This is a genomic window from Actinoplanes rectilineatus, from assembly GCF_000962825.1.
Taxonomy (GTDB): domain Bacteria; phylum Actinomycetota; class Actinomycetes; order Mycobacteriales; family Micromonosporaceae; genus Actinoplanes; species Actinoplanes rectilineatus.
Genome location: NZ_JZKF01000011.1, coordinates 23,699 through 41,157, shown reverse-complemented (window position 1 = coordinate 41,157; position 17,459 = coordinate 23,699). Strand labels below are relative to the sequence as shown.

Genomic DNA, 17,459 nt, shown 5'->3' with positions numbered 1-17,459 from the left:
CGTCCCCTCAGAGGCAGGAGCCCCGGTCCGGCGTCGCACCGATGATCGTGACCAGCATGTGGCGCAGTGACTGGGCCTCGTCCGCCGTGAACGCCCCCAACAGGTCCGCCTCCACCGTGACGCAAGCCGCCGCCACCGTGGTCCGCAACGCCTCACCGTCCTCGGTGATCACCGGGATGCGCAGGCGCCGGTCACGCGGGTCGTTGTGGCGGACCACCAGGCCGCGGCGTTCCAGCCCGTCCAGCTGGCTCATCAGGGTGGTCTTGTCCAGCCCGAGGGATTTGCCCAGCTCGCCCTGCGTGAGGCCGGGCGTCTTGCTGAGGGCGTTCAACACGATGTAGTCGCGCAGGGCGAGCCCGTGCTTCTCGGCCTGCTCACCGCTCGCGCAGCGCATCCGTTGCGCCGCGCGATGCAGGAGCCAGGTGACCTCAGAGTCGATCGAGGGGCTGTGCATGGGTGAACCGTAGCCTTACCGTCGTGAGGTGGCGGCTTCGGGCGTCAGCCTCGGGATGCTCGCATAGGTGCCCAGGTCGTGGGCGGGGACGATACGCACCGGCCCGTCCAGGGTGCTCATCCGGCAGAGGTCGCGGCGCAGTTGCTCGAAGTCGGTGTGGGTGAAGCGGCTCGCCAGCCGGGGGCGGTCGGCGGCGCGGCGGAGGTCGCCGATCTCGTAGGTCAGGTCGCCGACGAACGCGTACCGTTCCGCGGTCGGCAGTGTCACGAAGACGACCACCGAGCCGGGGGTGTGGCCGCCGGCCGGGACGACCACCACGGAGCCGTCGCCGTACACGTCGAAACTGCTCGGGAAGCCCAGGTGGGGGCGGCCGGTGAAGCCGTACTCGTGGATGTCGTGGCCGGCGGCGACGTGCCGGAAGACTTTGCCGGACGGGTCGGTGGCGGCGTGCCGGCGTTCGGCGGCGGTCATCCAGATCGGGACGCCGCGCAGGCCGTCGAGTCCGCTGACGTGGTCCCAGTGGGTGTGGGTCAGCAGCACCCCGAGGAGGCGCCCGCGGTCGTAGCCGAGGCTGTCGAGTTGTTCGCGCACGGTCCGGCCGATCCGGTAGTGCGGGCGGGTCAGCCAGGGCAGCATCGAGACGTGTTCGGCGATGCCGGTGCCGAAACCGGCGTCGATCAGCAGATCGCCGTGCGGATGCCGCACCAGGACCGACGACGCGGCGAAGCGTCGTTTGTCCCGGAACGACCCGCCCTTGACGGCGAAGCCGGCCCGCTTCTCGAAGGTGCCGGTCGGTAGGTGGTAGATGGCCATCTCGGCCGGCGGGCTCGCCTCGGGCAGAGGCGGGGCGGCCGTCCGGGCGGTGGGCTCGGCATGGGGCGACATGATCCGATCCTATGGGCCGAGAATGTCTGAGGCAAGACGTTCTTGTTTCAGACATTCTCGGATCGGTTGCCGGCAGATGACGAATCAGTGCGCGAGAGCGTGCACCTGTACCAGCGCCTCCGAGAGAACCCCCTGGTCACAGGCGCCCATCGGGATGCGGCGGGCCGGCTGCCAGTGCTCCGAGCCGGCCTCGTCGAGCCAGATCTCGGTGATCCGCTGGTCGGGCGCGCCGCTGTGCGTCCGCATGCCCGGGTCGAGCTCCAGCAGCAGCGTCCAGCCGCCGGCCAGCTGCCGGTGGATCCGGGTGTGCAGGTAGCGCGTATTGCCGTCGCCGTTGCCGTACCAGGCGGGCCCGCTCAGCAGGCCCTCGATCGCCTCTGCCGGAACCGGAGCAGAGCCGGGGCCGAGCCCGAGGCCCGGCAGCGAGGTGGCCGTGAGCTGCTCCTCGCCGAGGATCACCACCGGACGGTGCACCTGCGGGAACGGCTGCAGAATCTCGTAGTCGGCGAAGATCTGCGCCCAGGTGCCGAGGTCGCCACGCAGGTCCGCCGGGTGCACCACGCCGAGACACGCGTCACCGTCGACCGCCGCGGTCGCGTCGTCGATGTCCGCGAAACTGCCGTCCTCGGCGATCCGCACCGCCCGGAGCAGCCGGCCGTCGCGGTATTCACCCCAGAGCAGGCGCCGGGCGATCGGCCCCAGAATCGGGTGCGGCACCAGGACCGCCGGCACGTCGCGGGCCGGGCGCAGACGACGCCGGTGCATGTCCTGCTGGAACCGCGCGGCCCGCGCCACGACGGTCGCCCGCAGATCCTTCTTGAACTGCAGGAACTCCTGATAGGCGCCGGGGTTGGCGTCCTTGGCCCCGGGTTTGGGCGGCCGGGCCAGACGACGGCCGTCCGGGGCGACCACCGAGGCGGTCAGGTGCTCGTCGACGGCCACGGTGAACGTCCGGCCGCCGTAGTCGACGGTCACCCCGGTGTCCAGCCCGTGCGTGATCGCCAGCCGGTCGGCGAGCTGGGTCACCGTCAGCCCGCGACGCTCGCACGCCTGCCGGAGGTAGTCGAGCGCACGATCGTTCATCGCGCCGCCCGTCATGTTCTCCTCCATCGCCAGCATGTGCCGCAGCCCGGCGTCGGCGCCGACCGTGGCCAGCACCGCGAACCCGTCGATCGCCCGCGCGTAGCGACTGCGCCCCGGCCAGGACCTGACCAGCGGACCGAGCTGCTCCATCGTGGCCTCGTCGCCGAGGTGGGCCTGGGCGAGTACCACCCAGGCACTGGCCGCCGGCATCTCGTCGGTCAGCCAGCCGTCCAGCAGCGCCCGCCCGAACCGCGCGACACTCGCCGGGTCGGCCCGCGCGATGAGCTTGGCCGCCTCCGGTTCGGCGGGCGCGACCAGTGGTTGCACCGCCGCCGACGACTCCACCGCCACCGGGACGCCACCGTCGCGCGGGTCGGGGTCGCCGGGCGCGGGCTCCGGCGGATCCGCCAGACGCGACCGGGTCAACGCCCCCACCAGGGACATCACCTCGTCCTCCGGCATCACACCCCCACCGGCCAGGAGGATCTCCGGCAGGGCGTCCGGTTGCGCCCACTGCGGCACACTGCCCTTCCTGGGTACGCCGGGAAGCGCAGTCGACTCGTTCCCCGGCGAACGGGGTTCGAGCAATCCGGTCGCCAGCTGGTGGAGCTCCGGCGCGTACCCCGCAGCTGTTGTCAGGATCAACGGCCCGGCGCCGGTGGCAGCGAGGAAGAGCAACGCCTCCTCGGCCTGTTGCCGCGCCTTGCCCGGACGGCCGGCGGCGACGGGGAGCAGCGCCCGGGCCGCGCAACCGGGATGCCGGGTCAGCCAGAGACGGGCCCAGAGACGGGCCGACCCGAGATGGCGCAGCCAGCCGGCGACCACCAGGGCGACCTGCGGACTGCGGAACGGCAGCACCAGCGCGCCCATCGTGTCGGGGTGGTAGTCCACATAGCCGAGGATCATCCGCAGGGCGTCCACCTCGAACCGGGCGGCGGCGACCCGGGCCACGTCGATCGCCTGGTGCCGGCCGGCATCACCGGACCCGGCGACCAGCGCGCGGGCCGGACCCTCGGGGCCCTCGGCGATCAGCCAGACCCGCTGCGGGCCGGTCAGGTCGCCGAGCTTGTCGGCCGAGGTCACGGCCTTGGGCCAGTCGGGTTGCGCCGGCCCTGCGTCGAGGACGGCGGCCCGCGCCAGCCAGCGGTCCCGCTCGCCGTCGGCCCACGCCATCACGGCCGGGTCGTCACAGACGAGCCCCTCGATCACGACCGGTTTCCGTGTCCCGCCCACTGCCCTGCCTGCCACCGTGGTCCCCGCCTCCCCGCGTTCCCGACCCGCAGACCGTAGCGAGGGGGTACGACATCATCGGCGTGCGGCCGTCAGCCCGGCGAGACTCTCCACTCGTTGCTGGAAGATCGTCTCTGGCAGGCCGGAACCGGTGACGCCGAGCAGGATGTCGGCGACCAGGTACGCGGCATGCCGGACCTCGCACTGCGCGGCGAGCACGTCCGGGGCGATGCCGGTCTCGCGGGCGACGACGTCCCGGGCCGCGTCCTGATGGGGCCCGGGACCGCCGATCAGGAAGAACCAGTCGTCGAGCGGGTCGCCGAAGCGGGCCCATTCGAAATCCAGCAGCGCGGTGAGCCGTCCGCCGTCAGCGAGCCAGTTGCCCCAGTGGCAGTCGGCGTGCACCGGAACCGTGACCGGCGACGCCACCGGGGCCTCCTGCGCGATCCTCTGGAGCACGCCGGTCTGCCAGGTGGGGACCCGGCCGGTCGCCGCCAGCTCCTCGATGCCGGCGAGCAGCGCCTCCCGGGTGGTGAACCCGCCGTGGTCGAGGGTCTCGCCGAGTGTGCCGACGACGGCGTGCGGCGGGGTCCAGGTGTGCAGGATGTGGAGGCGGTGCACGGCCTGCTCGGCGTACGAGCGGACGGTGGCGGCGTCCGGTTCCGGGTTGACCCCGGGCATCCGGGTGTAGCAGGCGTACCGCATCTCGCGGCCGTCCACGGTGTGCCGGCCGCTCGCCAGCAGCGGCGCGGTCAGTCCGGGCGGCAGGTGCGGGGCGAGGGCGAGCTCGCGGTCCAGACGGGAGTGGCCAACGCTGTCGATGAGTTTCACCACGACGCGGGCGCCGAGGTAGACCTGGTGCGACAGGCTGGGCGCCGGTGTCAACGGACCGGAGTCGCCGCACCGGCGGGCGATGTCCTGAGCGTGGGGAAGAGCGGTCACCACGCCACCGTAGAGATCAGCGGCGGTGGATCACCGGGCGGGCGATCCACCGCGCTGTCCGCGGGTCAGCGCATCGCGGTCACCGGGGCGGCGTCCATGTCGTCGAACGACTGGTTCTCGCCGGCCATCGCCCAGATGAACGAGTAGGCGGCGGTGCCCACGCCGGAGTGCAGCGACCACGACGGGGAGATGACCGCCTGCCGGTCGGCGACCACCAGGTGCCGGGTCTCCGACGGCTCACCGTGCAGGTGGATCACGCGGGCGTCGGCCGGCACGTCGAAGTACAGGTAGCACTCGGTGCGCCGGTCGTGGGTGTGCGCCGGCATGGTGTTCCACATCGAGCCGGGGTGCAGCTCGGTCACGCCCATCATGATCTGGCACGACCGGATGCCGTTCGGGTGGATGTACTGGTTCAGCGACCGCCGGTTGCTGGTCAGCTGGTCGCCGAGCTCCCGCACGGTGCCCTCACCCCGCAGAACCAGGCTCGTCGGGTACGCGGTGTGCGCCGGCGCGCTGAACAGGTAGAACTGCGCCTCGCCGTCCGCGTCGGCGAAGACGACGTCGCGGGTGCCCCGGCCGATGTAGAGGCAGGCGCCCTTGGGCAGGGTGTACTCCTCGCCGTCCGCGGTGACCGTGCCGGTGCCGCCCACGTTGACGATGCCCAGCTCCCGGTTCTCCAGGAAGTACTCGGCGCGCAGCTCGTCGAAGACCGGCAGCGGCAGCCGGGCGCCGGCCGGGACCGCACCGCCGAGCACGATCCGGTCGTGGTGGGTGTAGACGGCGGTCACCTCGCCGGGGACGAAGATCTCCTCGACCAGGTACCGCCGGCGCAGCTCGGCGGTGTCGAACTGGGGAAGCTGGTCGGGGCTCGTCGCGTAGCGCTGTTCCACGGTGGTGTCTCCAAGCTCGAACGGGAGCGGGGGTCATCGGCGATGATCGCATCGCGGGCCGGGCCGGGATACCGCCCGGGGGTGTCCCCCTGTCAATCTGCCGACAGCCGGGATCGGGGTATCCGCCTCTACCATTCCCAGGACCAGACGGAAGGTGGAATTCGGTGGATGCGAAGGTTCTTCTCCAGCAGTTCGGCAGCGATCCCGGACAGGTGTTCCTGGAGATAATCCGCATCGCCGCGGCGCCGGTCCGGGCGGCCGACGTGAAACGGGCGGTGATCGGCGCCGGGGTGGACCGGACCGATGTCGATCGACAGTGGAAAAGGCATCAACGGAGCCTGAAAGCGGATTCACGGATCCGCTGCGCGGCCAACCGGTACGAGTTCGTGGAGACGGCCGTCGTCCAGGAGCCGGCCGGGTCCGGGTCCGCCTGGGCCGGCAAGGAGTTCGAGAAGGCGCGGCTGGTCGCGGACCTCGCGGTGGCGGTGGACGCGCTGCGGGCCGCCGGCGCGACGATCACCGAGGTGAGCACCCTGTTCGCCGAGGAGACGCAGCGTAAGCGTCTGTGGCCGATCGGGACCCCCGGTGAGACGGTCGCCTTCGACCCGCAGGCCCACGCGGCCGACGGCCTGTCCCCCGCGACCGGCTCGTCCGCGACCGTGGTCCGCTCCGGTTACGTCTGGCACGGCGGCGGCGAACCGGTCGTCGCCGCCAAGGCCCTCGTGACGGTGAGCGAGGGCCCGTGAATCGCGAATCCAAGAGTCTGGTCAACGCGTCGGCGCACTCGGTGCACGACCTGTTCCAGCCGCCGTCGTTCGCACTCGGCTACTTCCAGCGCGAATACGTGTGGGAGGAGCCGCAGGTCGAGAAACTGATGGCCGACCTGTCCGGAAAATTCCTGAAACAGTGGCGGGCCGAGCATTCACCGGGCGACGTCAGCGGTTACGACCCCTATTTCCTGGGTCCGTTCATCGTCTATCAGGAGAACGGCAGGACATTCCTCGCGGACGGTCAGCAGCGGATCATCACATTGCTTCTGCTGCTCATCTTCCTGCGCCGGCGGACCGGTTCGGGCCTGCTCTCCACGCTGATCCTGTCCGAACAGTTCGGGCGCCGTACGTTCCGGGTGGACGTCAACGACTACGCCGACTGTTTCGACGCTCTGCTGCACGGCCGGGAGTTCGACGCCGACGGGGCACCGCCGAACATCCGGCGGGTGTGGGAGGCGTACCGGCACATCGGCGCGCACTTCCCGGACGACCTGCACGGTGACGTGCTCGGGCTGTTCGTGGACTGGCTGCTGCACCGGGTGTCGCTGGTCGCGATGGACGCCGGCGACCCGGACCGGGCCGTGGAGATGTTCCAGTCGATCAACGACCGGGGTGTGCACCTGTCCCCGATGGATCACCTCAAGCGCTACCTGCTCAGTGACGCCGAGTGCGACCCCCGGATGCTGGAGGGTTCGTGGGGTGCGATGGTCGCGAACCTGGAACGCGTCGAGCGGGGTGCCGCGTTCGCGTACGTGCGGACCGTGCTGCGGTCCCGTTTCCCGGGGTCGGCGGCGGGCATCAACGGTGCCACCCACGAGTGGATGCACGCGCACGCCGCGCAGATCTGGCCGGACCGGAAGAACGGTGACCGGTCCCGGCTGTTCACCGAGGTGCTGTACCCGCTGCACGGCCTCTACGTGACGCTGCTGCGGGCGAGGAACCGCCTGCACCCGTCGTTGCGGGCGGTCCGATTCACCGCGGTCAACGGGATCGCCGACCAGTTCGACCTGACGTTCGCGGCGGTCCGCCCCGGCGACCCGAAGAGCGTCCAGGAGAACAAGGCCGCCCTGGTCGCCGGATTCCTCGACCTGTTCCTGGTGGCGCAGGCGCTCGACGACGAGCCGGCCGACCAGGGCACCGTCGACGAACTGGTCGCCGAGGTGCTGCCCGCGGTCCGGCAGGCCGCCTCCGAGGACGACCTGCGGCGGGTTCTCGGGGCGCACGCCGCGGCCTGGCCGGCGCGCCTCAAACGGATCCCGGATCTCGCGTACACCGGGAAGAAGAAGCTGGTCCGGTACGTGCTGGCCCGGCTCACCGCATGGGTGGAGACCGGCGGCGGCAGGGAGGATCCGACCGAACGGTTCCTGACCCGGCGCCCCGGCGACCTGGGCTTCGAGATCGAACACCTCTTCCCGAGCACCCCGCCGGCCGGTGTGGATCCCCGCTACTACGGCCACCTGCGTCACCAGATCGGCGGGCTGCTGCTCCTGGACGGCAAGGAGAACCGCACCTACGGCGGTGTCCCCCTGGCACAGAAGCTGAACCAGTACCGGTCGGACACCCTGCTCGCCGGGCTGCTCAACCCGGACTTCCTCGCCGGGGGCAACGCCCACCTCCGGCTGTTCCTGACCGCGCAGGGGCTGATCGGGCTGGTCCCGACCTACACCGCGGACACTCCGATGCAGCCGTTCCTGGAGGCGCGCAACCAGTTCTATCTGGAGATCGCGAAACGGGTGTGGAGCCTGCAGGCGCTCGGCCTGCTCCCACCGTCCGGCGTCATCCCCGCCCCGAGGCTGGGAATGCACACCGTGCGGGTCAAGCACCTGGTACGCAACGGCCTGATCGGCGCCAACGCCCAACTCGTCGGCAGGCACCAGAACCAGACGATCCAGGCGCAGGTGCTCGCGGACGGACACATCCAGACGACCACCGGCCGGGTCTTCGCCTCGCCGACCCCCGCCGTCACCGACCTGGTCGGCGTCGCCAAGAACGGCTGGACGTTCTGGAGTGTCCAGCAGACCGGGGAGAAACTCGGGGCCGTCCGCAAGCGTTACCTGGACGGCCTGCGCTGACCACGGGGGCCCGCGGGCCCCCATACCCGTCAGTCGTCGTCCTTGCCCTTGTCTTTGTCCTTCTTGTCCTCGGCGCGCTCCAGCGCCAGGTCGAGGGCGATGACGCTGCCGATGATGAGCAGCGGCTCCACGCCCGGGGCGACCTGCACCGCATAGGTGTCACGGATGGTCAGCCAGCGCTTGGAGACCGACGCGACCTCCACGCCGCCCTGCTCGATCACATACTCGTGGTCGAGCAGGTCACCCTTCATCTCCAGGTCGTCGGGGCCGGGGACGTCGATGGTGAACTTGTCGCGGAACGGGGTGAACAGGTTCTTGCGGACCTCGGCCGCCTTCTCACCGCCGATGCGCACCTCGTAGGTGGTGCGCAGCGAGATCAGATGGCGGTGCACGGTGGCGACCTCGTCGCCGTGGAGATCCTCGATGATCACCTTGTCGCGCAGGCTCAGCACCTTGCCGTCGACGTGGTAGACCTTCTCGCCGTTCTCGTCCATCACGTCGAAGTCGTCGCCGACGGAGAAGAACCGTTCCCTGATCACATACATGCCGCCATTGTCCTCCCCCGCCGCCAGGCCCGGCAGGTCGGGACTTTAGCCCTTGGGCGGGAGGGGCCCCGGGATGGGACTTTCATGGCGAAGAAACAACCTCGTTCGTTTCGCTAGTGGAGTTCACCATGGCACAGGCCACCGCCCCCACCGACACCGTCTCCCGTATCGGGCGTCTCGTCCGCCTGCTCTCCCTCGCCGTCGCCGCCGCGGGTGTGATCATGGTGGTCGCGGGTGCGGCGACCTGGTTCACCGTGCAGGGCCAGCTCGCCGACGAGAAGATCACCGTCTCGGAGGACGCCGGCTGGCTCGCCGGTGACGACATCAACGGCCCGTTCAGCGCCTACCAGGAGGCGCAGGTCATCGAGAAGCACGCCCTCGCGGCCAGCGGCGGCAAGACCTACGCCGAGCTGGACAAGGAGGACCCGAAGCGGGAGACCGTGATGAACGGCAGCTTCCTGCGGGCCTCGCTGTTCACCTCGGTGGTCTCCTTCGGCATCGCCGCGATGGCCGCCGGCCTGGGCGTCATCTTCATCATGATCGGGTACGCGCTGTTCCTGGTCGCCCGCCGGCTGACCACCGCCACACCGGCCGCCGTCGAGTCCTGACCGTCCCGCACCACCCCGGGGAGCCCACTCGTCGCAGTGGGCTCCCCGGGTTCGTTCAGCCGGGCATGCCGGAACACCGATCGGGAATAGCGTGTTGATCATGAGCGAGGCTGAGAAGGAGGTGCGCCGCCGGATGGCCGCGCACGAGCTGTACACCGACGCACTGCCCGGTCTGGAAGGGCTGGACGCCGAGCGGCTCCGGGCCAAGGAACTGGCCTACGACTTCAACACCAGCCGGCCCGCCGACACCGGCGAGCGGCAGCGTCTGCTGCGGGAGTGGCTCGGGGCGGTCGGCGAGCGGGTGTGGGTCGAACCGCCGATGCAGGTGTCCTACGGGAAGAACGTCTTCCTCGGCGATGACGTCTTCATCAACGTCAACCTGGTGCTCGTCGACGACGTGCCGGTGACGATCGGCGACCGGGTGATGATCGCGCCGAACGTGACGATCACGGTCACCGGGCATCCGGTGCACCCTGACCTGCGCCGCGACGGTTCCCAGTTCTCGGATCCGGTGCGGATCGAGGACGACGTGTGGATCGGCGCGAACGCGGTGATCCTGCCGGGCGTCACGATCGGTGCCGGTTCGGTGGTCGCGGCGGGTGCGGTGGTGACCGGGAACGTGCCGCCCGGTGTGGTGGTGGCAGGCGTGCCGGCCCGGGTGCTGCGGGAGATCACCGAGAAGGACAGGGACTTCCGGTACCGGCCGCCACGGGACCTCAGCGGCCCGCAGTGAGCTGACGGCCCCCAGCGGTCACAGGGCGGTGGCGTCCGCGACGTGCACCAGTCCGGTGGAGACCATCACCGCGCCCAGCACCACCACGACGGCGGCGGAGGCCAGCGGCAGGCGGGTGATCAGCACGCCGTCGCCGGCCGGGCGGACCCGCTGGAGTGCGCCGCGGACCGTCACCAGGAACAGGCCCAGGCCGACCAGCACGGCGGCCAGGCCCACGCTGAAGGCGACGATCATGGCCAGGCCCAGGCCGGTGCGGTGCAGGCCGACGGCGAGGATCAGGATGCTCAGCGCCTCGGGGCACGGGATCATGCCGCCGGTCAGGCCCATCGCCAGCATCTCCCGCCGGCTGCGCGGAACGTGATGGCCGTGGCTGTGGCTGTGCCCATGGGCATGGTCATGCGTGTGCTCATGGGAGTGGTCATGCGTGTGCCCGCCGGATCGCAGGCCCCGCCAGCGGCGCACGGCCAGCCGGACGCCGAGGACCAGCACCACCGCGCCGGCGGTCAACTCCAGCGCCGGAACCAGTACGCCCGGCATCACCCGGTCGCCGAGCAGCACCACCGCGGTGCCGAGCAGGATCACCGACGCCGTGTGCGTGACCGTGATGATGCCACCCAGCGTGATCGCCTGCCGGGGTGTGCCCCTGGTGCCGACCAGGTAGGCCGCCATCAGCGTCTTGCCGTGCCCCGGCGTCAGCGCGTGGAAGCCACCGAGCAGGGCGCACACACCGATCAGCAGCACCAGCGTCCACGGTGAGGCGAGCGGTTCCCGCAACGCCGTCAGGGCACGTTCGGTGAAACCGCCGGACTCCTTCTGGTCGCCGGCCGCCACCGTCTGGCGGGCCGCGGTCCGAAACGACACCGTGCGGGCGTCGTCGCTGGTCACGATCTCCTCGGCGGCGACGGTGGCGTCGGCGGCCACCTCCACACCGATCTGCGCCGTCTCGCTCAGGCCGCTGCGGTACCCGTCGGTGAACGTGATCGTCCCGGTCCCGGCGGGCAGCGTGATCGAGGCGAGGATCGCGGTCACTCCCCCACCGGCGGCCATCACCGGGTAGTCCGGATAGCTGGTCCGGCCCACCTCCACCACGACCGGCACGCCGTCCGCGGTGACCGACAGTGCACTCACGACCGTCGCGGCGTGGGCGGAGATCTCCGCGGCACTGAGCGCACCGTCACCGTCGGTGTCGACCGTGCGGGCGAACGCGCCGGCGATCAGCGCGCCGGGAAGCAGGTCGACCTCGATGCCGAGGACGCCGCCGTCCGGGTAGAGCGTGACCTCGTGCACCACCTGGTCCAGCGGGTGCGCCACGGCCGGTGCGGCCGGCAGCAGCATGCCACCGGCCAGCGCCGCCACCGCGACCAGCAGTCCCCGCCGCAGCGTTCCGCGGCCCGGCATCACGGCCGGCCCCCGATCTTCTCGGCCACCGCGGCGCCCGTCCCGGCCGTGCTCTTTTTCGCGGTGTACGCGTACCCGAGCGTCACCAGCGACGCGGCCGCCAGCACCGCCAGCATCGGCGTGGTGTGCGCGCCGAGAGCGTCGGCGGCGGTCGCCACCGGGTTCGCCAGGCCCAGCCGGTCGGCCAGCCATCCGGTCGCGGCCACACCGGTGAGGGCCGCGCCGGTGATCCGGACGGCCGGGCCGATCCGGGTTCCGGCGAGGACCACCAGGGCGGGCAGGGCGAGCACCACGATGATCAGCTGTACCAGTTCGATGCCCAGGTTGAAGCCGAACAGGCTGAGCACCAGCCGGCCGGTGGACAGTTGCATCGCGGCCAGCGTGAACGAGAACGCCATGCCGTGGCCGAGCCCGAAGAACCCGGCGACCGCGGCCTCCCTGCCGGGGAAGAGCGGCCGGATGGCGTGGACCGCCCCGAGCAGGATGCTCGCGGCGATGAACGCCTCGACCGGCCACGCCGGAACGTCCACCCGGATCAGCGCGGTGACCGCCAGCGCCACCGAGTGCCCGAGAGTGAACGCCAACGTCGTACGCAGAATGTGTTTGACGGCCGTGCCCGGCCCGCTGACCTCGCGCCACCGCCCGCCGCGCGCCGTCAACGGCGCCGGAAGCAGCAGGATGAGCAGGAACAGCAGGTGGTCGGTGCCCTCGAGGATGTGGTCGCCGCCGAGCCGGACCATCGCCAGGAACCCGGACCAGGTGCTTCCCTCGTCGAGGTCGACGTCCATCGCGGGTACGGTCAGCGTCCGGTTGTCGATGGCGATGGTGCCCACCTGGACGGCCTCACCGCCGTTCTCGGCGAGCTGACCGGCGGCCCAGTCCTCGCGGACCGAGACCAGCACGGTGTGCGTGACCACCTGGTGCACGACCACGTCGTACCCGAAGGTGAAGTGCCGGATGTCGGCCCCGGCCGGCGGGGTGAGCGTGACCTCGGCGTCGAGTTCCTGGTAAGGGCCGGTGGAGGTCTGTTCGGCCTCGCCGACGGTCGTCTCGCCGACGGTGACGGTCCAGGGTGTGCCGTCCGGAGTGGCCGGCTTGATGTGCTCCGACAGATAGGGGCCGAAGCCGCCGTCGAGACCGCTGGCGAGGGTGAGGTCGCTGAGCGGGATCTCCAGGTGCGCGGTCACCGACGTCTCGTGCACGTCGAGCAGGACCACCGTATGGGGCATGGGGTGGGCAGCGGCCGGCGACGCCCCGAACAGGAGCGCCGCCGTCACCGCCACCGCGATCCCCGCCGGCACGCGAAGGATGCGGAGGAGGGTCATCAGAAGGAGAACTCGGCCCCGTAGTCACGGACGTGGTCGCGGTACACCGTGTGGTAGTGGATCTCGGTGTTGTAGACGACGCCGTTCTGGCAGACGAACTCGATCCATACGCCCGGGCCGTCGATGCGCAGGTAGTCGCCCTGCGTGTCGTACCCGGTACCGCCGGACAGGCCGACGAACGTCTGGTTCAGTTCGGACTCGTACGTCTTGAGCAACTGCGCCGTGGTGGCGTCGTCGGCGTTGCCGACCCACTGCTTGACCACGTTCATGACCAGCTTCTTCTGCTTGGCCGACAGCGTCTTGGCGGCCAGGCCGGTCTTGGTCTCCGGGAACTGGCCGTCCTTCTGCGGTCCGACCAGCACGTCGGTGAACGACTGGGGAAGCGTCGCGGCGGTCACCTGCGCGTCGGTGAGGCTGTCGGCCAGGGCGGCGACGGCGTTCTTCTGCGCGGCCATCGCCTCGACGACGGTGCCGTCCTCGGCGGTGTAGCTGATCGGCTCCACGCCCAGGAAGAACGGGCTGGCGCTGGTGACCTTGCCGTTCTCGTACGTCAGGTGCACGGCCAGGTGGTGGCCGCCGAAGTTCAGCTCCCAGGTGCCGGTGGCCGACGGGGTGCCGAGGAACGCCAGGTAGTAGTAGTCGCTGCCGTAGGTGAGGCCGGGCATGTCGCCGCCGCCACCGGGACCGCCGGACGGGGCGTCGGCCGGGACGCTCGCCGACGGGTCCGCGGACGGCGCGCCACCACCGGGCGTTGCGGAACCGGCGTCCGCGGCGAGGACCTCGTCCGCGGCGACGATCTTCTGGATCTGGTCGAAGCCGGTGCCCGTCCCGGTGCCGGTGGCGGCCTTCAGGACGGCCTTCGCCAGGGTGAGCTGATCCTCGTCGAGGTCACCGAGGCCGACGCCCGGACGGCAGGTGTCCGCACACGGCAGATTGGACCAGGCGGTGGCGTTCTCCTCGGTGAACTCCAGCAACGCCTCGCTCTTCTGGTCCTCGTCGAGGGTGGCCAGGAACGCGGTCGCGGCGTTCACCAGGCCCTGCACACCCTTCGCGCCGCCGGTCGGGTTCTTGACCGCCGCGGCCCGGGTTCCGTTCGCGCCGCCGTTGCGGTCGACGGTGGCGGCGTTGGCGGCCACGACACCGGCGCTGAGCACGGCGGCGGCTGCGGTGGCGATGGCCAGGCCACGCCAGCGCCGGGGCGCCGGCTTGCTTTCTTCCTTCACGGATTCTCCTTGAGAACGGATGCTGAGAATTACCTGCAAGGCAATTCTCGACAGTTCCGGAAAGGAAAATCAACGCATCATCGGACATTCACAGACACATTTGAATAAGCTGTGAATCGCATTCCATGAAGATGCTTTTCTTTATTGTGGCAGGCGATTCCTCCCGTGTCGTCGCCTGCCCGCGGCATATCGGCGTACCGCAGCGGCGGTATACGGCGGCGACTACCGCGGCCGCGGTACGCCGCTGTCGTACACGGCGACGATCAGTGCCGCCCGGTCGCCGGTGCCCAGCTTCGCCATCGCCCGGTTCACGTGGGTCTTCACCGTGTGCGGGGAGATGGACAGCCGGCAGGCGATCTCCTCGTTGCTCAGACCGGTGGCGACCAGCAGCACGATCTCCCGCTCCCGGTCGGTCAGGGCGGCGAGTTCGACACGCGGGCGCGGCGCGGGCACCGACACCGCGCTCGCCCGGGCGGCCAGAGCGGCCATCGCCTTCGGAGACAGCAGCGAATGCCCGCGGGCCACCACCCGGACCGCCTCCACCACCGCCTCCGGGTCGGCGTCCTTGCCCAGGTAACCGCGGGCACCGGCGGCCACCGCGTCGAGTACGTTCCCGTCCGTCTCGAACGTGGTCAGCACCAGCACCGCCACCCCCGGCGAAGCACCCGGGTCCTCGGTGATCTGCCGGGTCGCGGCGATACCGTCGGTGCCGGGCATCCGCAGGTCCATCAACACCACGTCGACACCGCCGGCCCGGACCGCCCGGACCGCGGCGGCGCCGTCGGCCGCCTCACCCGCGACGACGATGCCCTGCTCCGAGTCGAGGACACCCCGCAGTCCGACCCGGATCAGCGCCTGGTCGTCGGCGATCAGGACACGTACCGTCACCGCGGTGTGGCTCCTTCCGGTTGCAGAGGGAGCGTGGCGCACACCGTGAACGTGCCGTCCCCCTCGAGGATCTCCAGGTGACCGCCGGTCGCGCGTACCCGCTCCCGCATGCCGATCAGACCGTGACCGGACGTCGCGAGCCTGCCGTCGACGGAGGCCGGGTTCGACGACCGGATGACCACCGCGTCGCCGGTGACCCGCACCGCCAGAGTCACCGGTCCGCTGCCGTGCCGGCGGGCGTTGGTGAGCAGTTCCTGCACCACCCGGTACGCCGTCAGGCCCACCAGGTCGGGCACCCGGCCCGGGTCGCCGTCCCGCTCGACGGTCACGTCCATCCCACCGCTGCGCAACGTCGCCACCAGCGGATCCAGGTCGGCGAGACCGGGCGCGGGACCGGCGGTGTCACCCTGTCCCGGCTCGCGGAGGACCTGCAGCATGCCGGCCATCTCCCGCAACACGGCCTGGCCCGCCGACTCGGCCTCACGCAGCGCGGTCTCGGCCCGGTCCGGATCGGTGCGGACACTGCGCCGGGCCAGACCGGTGTGCAGCCGGATCACCGCGACGTGGTGGCCGAGCACGTCGTGCAGGTCACGGGCGATCCGCAGACGTTCCTCGGCGACCCGGCGCTGCGCCTCGGCCTCCCGGGTCTCCACCGCCCAGCGGGCGCGGTCCTCCGCGGCGGCCACCTGATCACGGCGGGCCCGCAGCGCCACCCCGAACCCGGCCGCGCCGATCGTCCAGGCGATCATCGTGAACCCGATGCCGGGCAGACTGCCGGGTGGCTCGTAGCTGAGCACCACCGCGTAGACGACCAGGAAAGTGATCACCGCGGCGACGGCGAGCGGCCGGCCACCCCGGGCCAGCGCCAGGTTGAGCAGCGCCACCTGGCACATCGCGGCGGCGCCACCCGCCCACTCGCCGGCCACCCCGACGGCGATGTAACCGGCCAGACAGATGATCCACACGGGTACGGGTGCGGTCGGCCGCACCACCAGCGCGGCGGCCTGCACGACCATCACCGCGAGCAGCGTCGGGCTCATCCCGCCGTGCGGGTCGGTGACCGTGGAGAAGACGGCCACGCCCAGGATCACCAGCGCGCACGCGGCGATCCCGACGCGGGAACCGACGAAGAACCGCATGCCACCTCCCACCAGCGCCGCCCGGACGGCGCATACAGTAACCGAGGATCTTGGGAGGCACGGTGACGGATTTTCCGCCGGGGCCCGCGGTGGCCGGGATGAGTATCGCCGAACTGGCCGACCTGGCCCGGCACAGCAACCTGTTCCGCGGCCGGGCGGTCTACGAGCTGGCGGACCGGTCCGCGTCCTCCCCGGAAGCGGCGGCCACGCTCGGCGAACTGGCGCAGACGCCGGAGTTGCAGAACGATCGCTTCCACCTGGTGACGATGGCGTGGGCCGCGATCGTGGCCCTGCTGCAGACCCAGGCGCCGCATGCCCGGGCCGCGGCGTACGCGGCCTTCGCCACCCTGCCCGATCAGGAGCATTTCCTCCGTTACCTGCGCTGCGACCGCATCGAGGACGCCGAACCACCGATATGAGTGGACAACGACGGCCGGCGCGGAAATCGTTGGGGCATGCGCCAAGAGGACGTCTGGGACACCGAGGCCGCCGCAAGCTATGACACTCCGGGCACCGGCATGTTCGCGCCCGATGTGCTGGAACCGGCCGTAAAGCGGCTCCACGAGCTGGCCGCCGGCGGGCCCGCGCTGGAGTTCGCCATCGGCACCGGCCGCGTCGCGATCCCGCTCGCCGCACGAGGGGTGCCCGTCACCGGGATCGAACTCTCCCAGCCCATGATCGACCGGTTGCACGCGAAGGTCGGCGACACCAGCATCCCGGTCATCCGCGGCGACATGGCCACCGTCACGGCGCCGGGCACGTTCGCGCTCGTCTACATCGTCTACAACACCATCTCCAACCTGCTCACCCAGGAGGAGCAGGTCGCCTGCTTCCGCAACGCCGCCCGGCACCTCGCCCCCGGAGGGTGCTTCGCCGTGGAGCTGGAGGTGCCCGAGCTGCGCCGGCTCCCGCCCGGACGGCAGGCCTCCGTCTTCCACACCGAACCCGGCTACCTCGGGGTGGACACCTACGACGTACTGAACCAGCACCTCGTCTCCCACCACTTCCGGTTCGACGATGGCAAGCAGGCCAGGCTTTTTCGCAGCCCGCACCGGTACATCTGGCCCGCCGAACTCGATCTCATGGCTCGACTCGCCGGCCTCGACCGCGAGTCCCGGCACGCCGAGTGGTCCGGCACCCCCTTCACCGCCGAATCCCCGTCACACGTCACCGTCTATCGGAAACCGGCTCGCTGTTGACCGGCGGTCCGCGGGTGGTGTTAGCGTGCGGGGGTGAGCCGGACCTGCTGCCTTCGCCTGGAGCGGGGCACGGCC

At 71.0% G+C, this 17,459-nt stretch carries 17 protein-coding genes; 6 read left to right on the top strand and 11 right to left on the bottom strand.

All coding sequences use genetic code 11. The features are described 5' to 3' along the window. Window positions 1-7: 7 nt before the first annotated feature. The 5 genes from WH85_RS11255 to kduI form a co-directional block, all read right to left on the bottom strand. On the bottom strand, window positions 8-454 hold the full coding sequence (locus WH85_RS11255; RefSeq protein WP_045741735.1) for a MarR family winged helix-turn-helix transcriptional regulator: 447 nt from the start codon (window positions 452-454) through the stop codon (window positions 8-10). Window positions 455-469: 15 nt separating this feature from the next. Next, a complete protein-coding gene (locus WH85_RS11250) occupies window positions 470-1,339 on the bottom strand; it encodes an MBL fold metallo-hydrolase (protein WP_045741734.1) in 870 nt (289 codons plus the stop codon). Window positions 1,340-1,423: 84 nt separating this feature from the next. Next, window positions 1,424-3,631, bottom strand: coding sequence for a DUF4132 domain-containing protein (locus tag WH85_RS11245; protein WP_157410932.1), 2,208 nt, complete (start codon window positions 3,629-3,631; stop codon window positions 1,424-1,426). Window positions 3,632-3,727: 96 nt separating this feature from the next. Then, on the bottom strand, window positions 3,728-4,594 hold the full coding sequence (locus WH85_RS11240) for a phosphotransferase family protein (RefSeq protein WP_169792432.1): 867 nt from the start codon (window positions 4,592-4,594) through the stop codon (window positions 3,728-3,730). A gap of 65 nt (window positions 4,595-4,659) precedes the next feature. Beyond that, window positions 4,660-5,484 carry a 5-dehydro-4-deoxy-D-glucuronate isomerase gene (kduI, locus tag WH85_RS11235; protein WP_045741731.1) on the bottom strand — a complete coding sequence of 275 codons (825 nt, stop codon included), beginning with the start codon at window positions 5,482-5,484 and terminating at the stop codon, window positions 4,660-4,662. 164 nt (window positions 5,485-5,648) lie between these two features. On the opposite strand from kduI, the gene WH85_RS11230 reads away from it, so the two are divergent. Further along, window positions 5,649-6,230: a hypothetical protein gene (locus WH85_RS11230; protein WP_045741730.1), complete on the top strand. Its 582-nt coding sequence runs from the start codon at window positions 5,649-5,651 to the stop codon at window positions 6,228-6,230. After that, entirely contained in the window at window positions 6,227-8,326 is a 2,100-nt protein-coding gene (locus WH85_RS11225) for a GmrSD restriction endonuclease domain-containing protein (RefSeq protein WP_045741729.1), read from the top strand. The genes WH85_RS11230 and WH85_RS11225 overlap by 4 nt, the downstream gene beginning before the upstream one ends. A 29-nt stretch (window positions 8,327-8,355) precedes the next feature. Here the strand turns inward: WH85_RS11225 and WH85_RS11220 are convergent, their stop codons facing one another. Then, window positions 8,356-8,871, bottom strand: a complete 516-nt coding sequence (locus WH85_RS11220) for an LURP-one-related/scramblase family protein (protein ID WP_045741728.1) — start codon at window positions 8,869-8,871, stop codon at window positions 8,356-8,358. 128 nt (window positions 8,872-8,999) lie between these two features. On the opposite strand from WH85_RS11220, the gene WH85_RS11215 reads away from it, so the two are divergent. Beyond that, window positions 9,000-9,479, top strand: coding sequence for a hypothetical protein (locus WH85_RS11215; protein WP_045741820.1), 480 nt, complete (start codon window positions 9,000-9,002; stop codon window positions 9,477-9,479). Window positions 9,480-9,579: 100 nt separating this feature from the next. Beyond that, entirely contained in the window at window positions 9,580-10,212 is a 633-nt protein-coding gene (locus WH85_RS11210) for a sugar O-acetyltransferase (RefSeq protein ID WP_045741727.1), read from the top strand. Between the two features lie 18 nt (window positions 10,213-10,230). Here WH85_RS11210 and WH85_RS46890 read toward each other — a convergent pair whose 3' ends face one another. The 5 genes from WH85_RS46890 to WH85_RS11185 all read right to left on the bottom strand — a co-directional run bounded on the left by WH85_RS46890 (window position 10,231) and on the right by WH85_RS11185 (window position 16,185). Next, complete coding sequence (locus tag WH85_RS46890) at window positions 10,231-11,610, bottom strand: HoxN/HupN/NixA family nickel/cobalt transporter (protein WP_052720315.1); 1,380 nt, start codon at window positions 11,608-11,610, stop codon at window positions 10,231-10,233. Then, a complete protein-coding gene (locus WH85_RS11200; RefSeq protein ID WP_045741726.1) occupies window positions 11,610-12,935 on the bottom strand; it encodes a HupE/UreJ family protein in 1,326 nt (441 codons plus the stop codon). The genes WH85_RS46890 and WH85_RS11200 overlap by 1 nt, the downstream gene beginning before the upstream one ends. Continuing rightward, the gene (locus WH85_RS11195) at window positions 12,935-14,158 is read right to left on the bottom strand and encodes a DUF3500 domain-containing protein (protein WP_052720314.1); all 1,224 of its coding nucleotides are present in this window, start codon (window positions 14,156-14,158) and stop codon (window positions 12,935-12,937) included. Before WH85_RS11195 ends, WH85_RS11200 begins: the two co-directional genes overlap by 1 nt. Before the next feature lie 222 nt (window positions 14,159-14,380). Continuing rightward, window positions 14,381-15,046 carry a response regulator transcription factor gene (locus tag WH85_RS11190; RefSeq protein WP_045741725.1) on the bottom strand — a complete coding sequence of 222 codons (666 nt, stop codon included), beginning with the start codon at window positions 15,044-15,046 and terminating at the stop codon, window positions 14,381-14,383. Continuing rightward, entirely contained in the window at window positions 15,043-16,185 is a 1,143-nt protein-coding gene (locus WH85_RS11185; RefSeq protein WP_157410931.1) for a sensor histidine kinase, read from the bottom strand. The genes WH85_RS11190 and WH85_RS11185 overlap by 4 nt, the downstream gene beginning before the upstream one ends. Window positions 16,186-16,247: 62 nt before the next feature. Here WH85_RS11185 and WH85_RS11180 point away from each other — a divergent pair, with 62 nt between their 5' ends. Continuing rightward, window positions 16,248-16,604, top strand: coding sequence for a hypothetical protein (locus WH85_RS11180; RefSeq protein WP_245673899.1), 357 nt, complete (start codon window positions 16,248-16,250; stop codon window positions 16,602-16,604). Window positions 16,605-16,640: 36 nt separating this feature from the next. Beyond that, complete coding sequence (locus WH85_RS11175; protein ID WP_045741723.1) at window positions 16,641-17,384, top strand: class I SAM-dependent DNA methyltransferase; 744 nt, start codon at window positions 16,641-16,643, stop codon at window positions 17,382-17,384. The last annotated feature ends 75 nt before the right edge of the window (window positions 17,385-17,459 follow it).

Excerpts from the sequence above, each read along its gene's own strand:
- WH85_RS11175 (WP_045741723.1), top strand. The coding sequence starts at position 16,641 with ATGCGCCAAGAGGACGTCTGGGACACCGAGGCCGCCGCAAGCTATGAC.
- WH85_RS11220 (WP_045741728.1), bottom strand. The coding sequence starts at position 8,871 with ATGTATGTGATCAGGGAACGGTTCTTCTCCGTCGGCGACGACTTCGAC.
- WH85_RS11185 (WP_157410931.1), bottom strand. The coding sequence starts at position 16,185 with ATGCGGTTCTTCGTCGGTTCCCGCGTCGGGATCGCCGCGTGCGCGCTG.
- WH85_RS11210 (WP_045741727.1), top strand. The coding sequence starts at position 9,580 with ATGAGCGAGGCTGAGAAGGAGGTGCGCCGCCGGATGGCCGCGCACGAG.
- WH85_RS11255 (WP_045741735.1), bottom strand. The coding sequence starts at position 454 with ATGCACAGCCCCTCGATCGACTCTGAGGTCACCTGGCTCCTGCATCGC.
- WH85_RS11250 (WP_045741734.1), bottom strand. The coding sequence starts at position 1,339 with ATGTCGCCCCATGCCGAGCCCACCGCCCGGACGGCCGCCCCGCCTCTG.
- WH85_RS11200 (WP_045741726.1), bottom strand. The coding sequence starts at position 12,935 with ATGACCCTCCTCCGCATCCTTCGCGTGCCGGCGGGGATCGCGGTGGCG.
- WH85_RS11215 (WP_045741820.1), top strand. The coding sequence starts at position 9,000 with ATGGCACAGGCCACCGCCCCCACCGACACCGTCTCCCGTATCGGGCGT.
- WH85_RS46890 (WP_052720315.1), bottom strand. The coding sequence starts at position 11,610 with ATGCCGGGCCGCGGAACGCTGCGGCGGGGACTGCTGGTCGCGGTGGCG.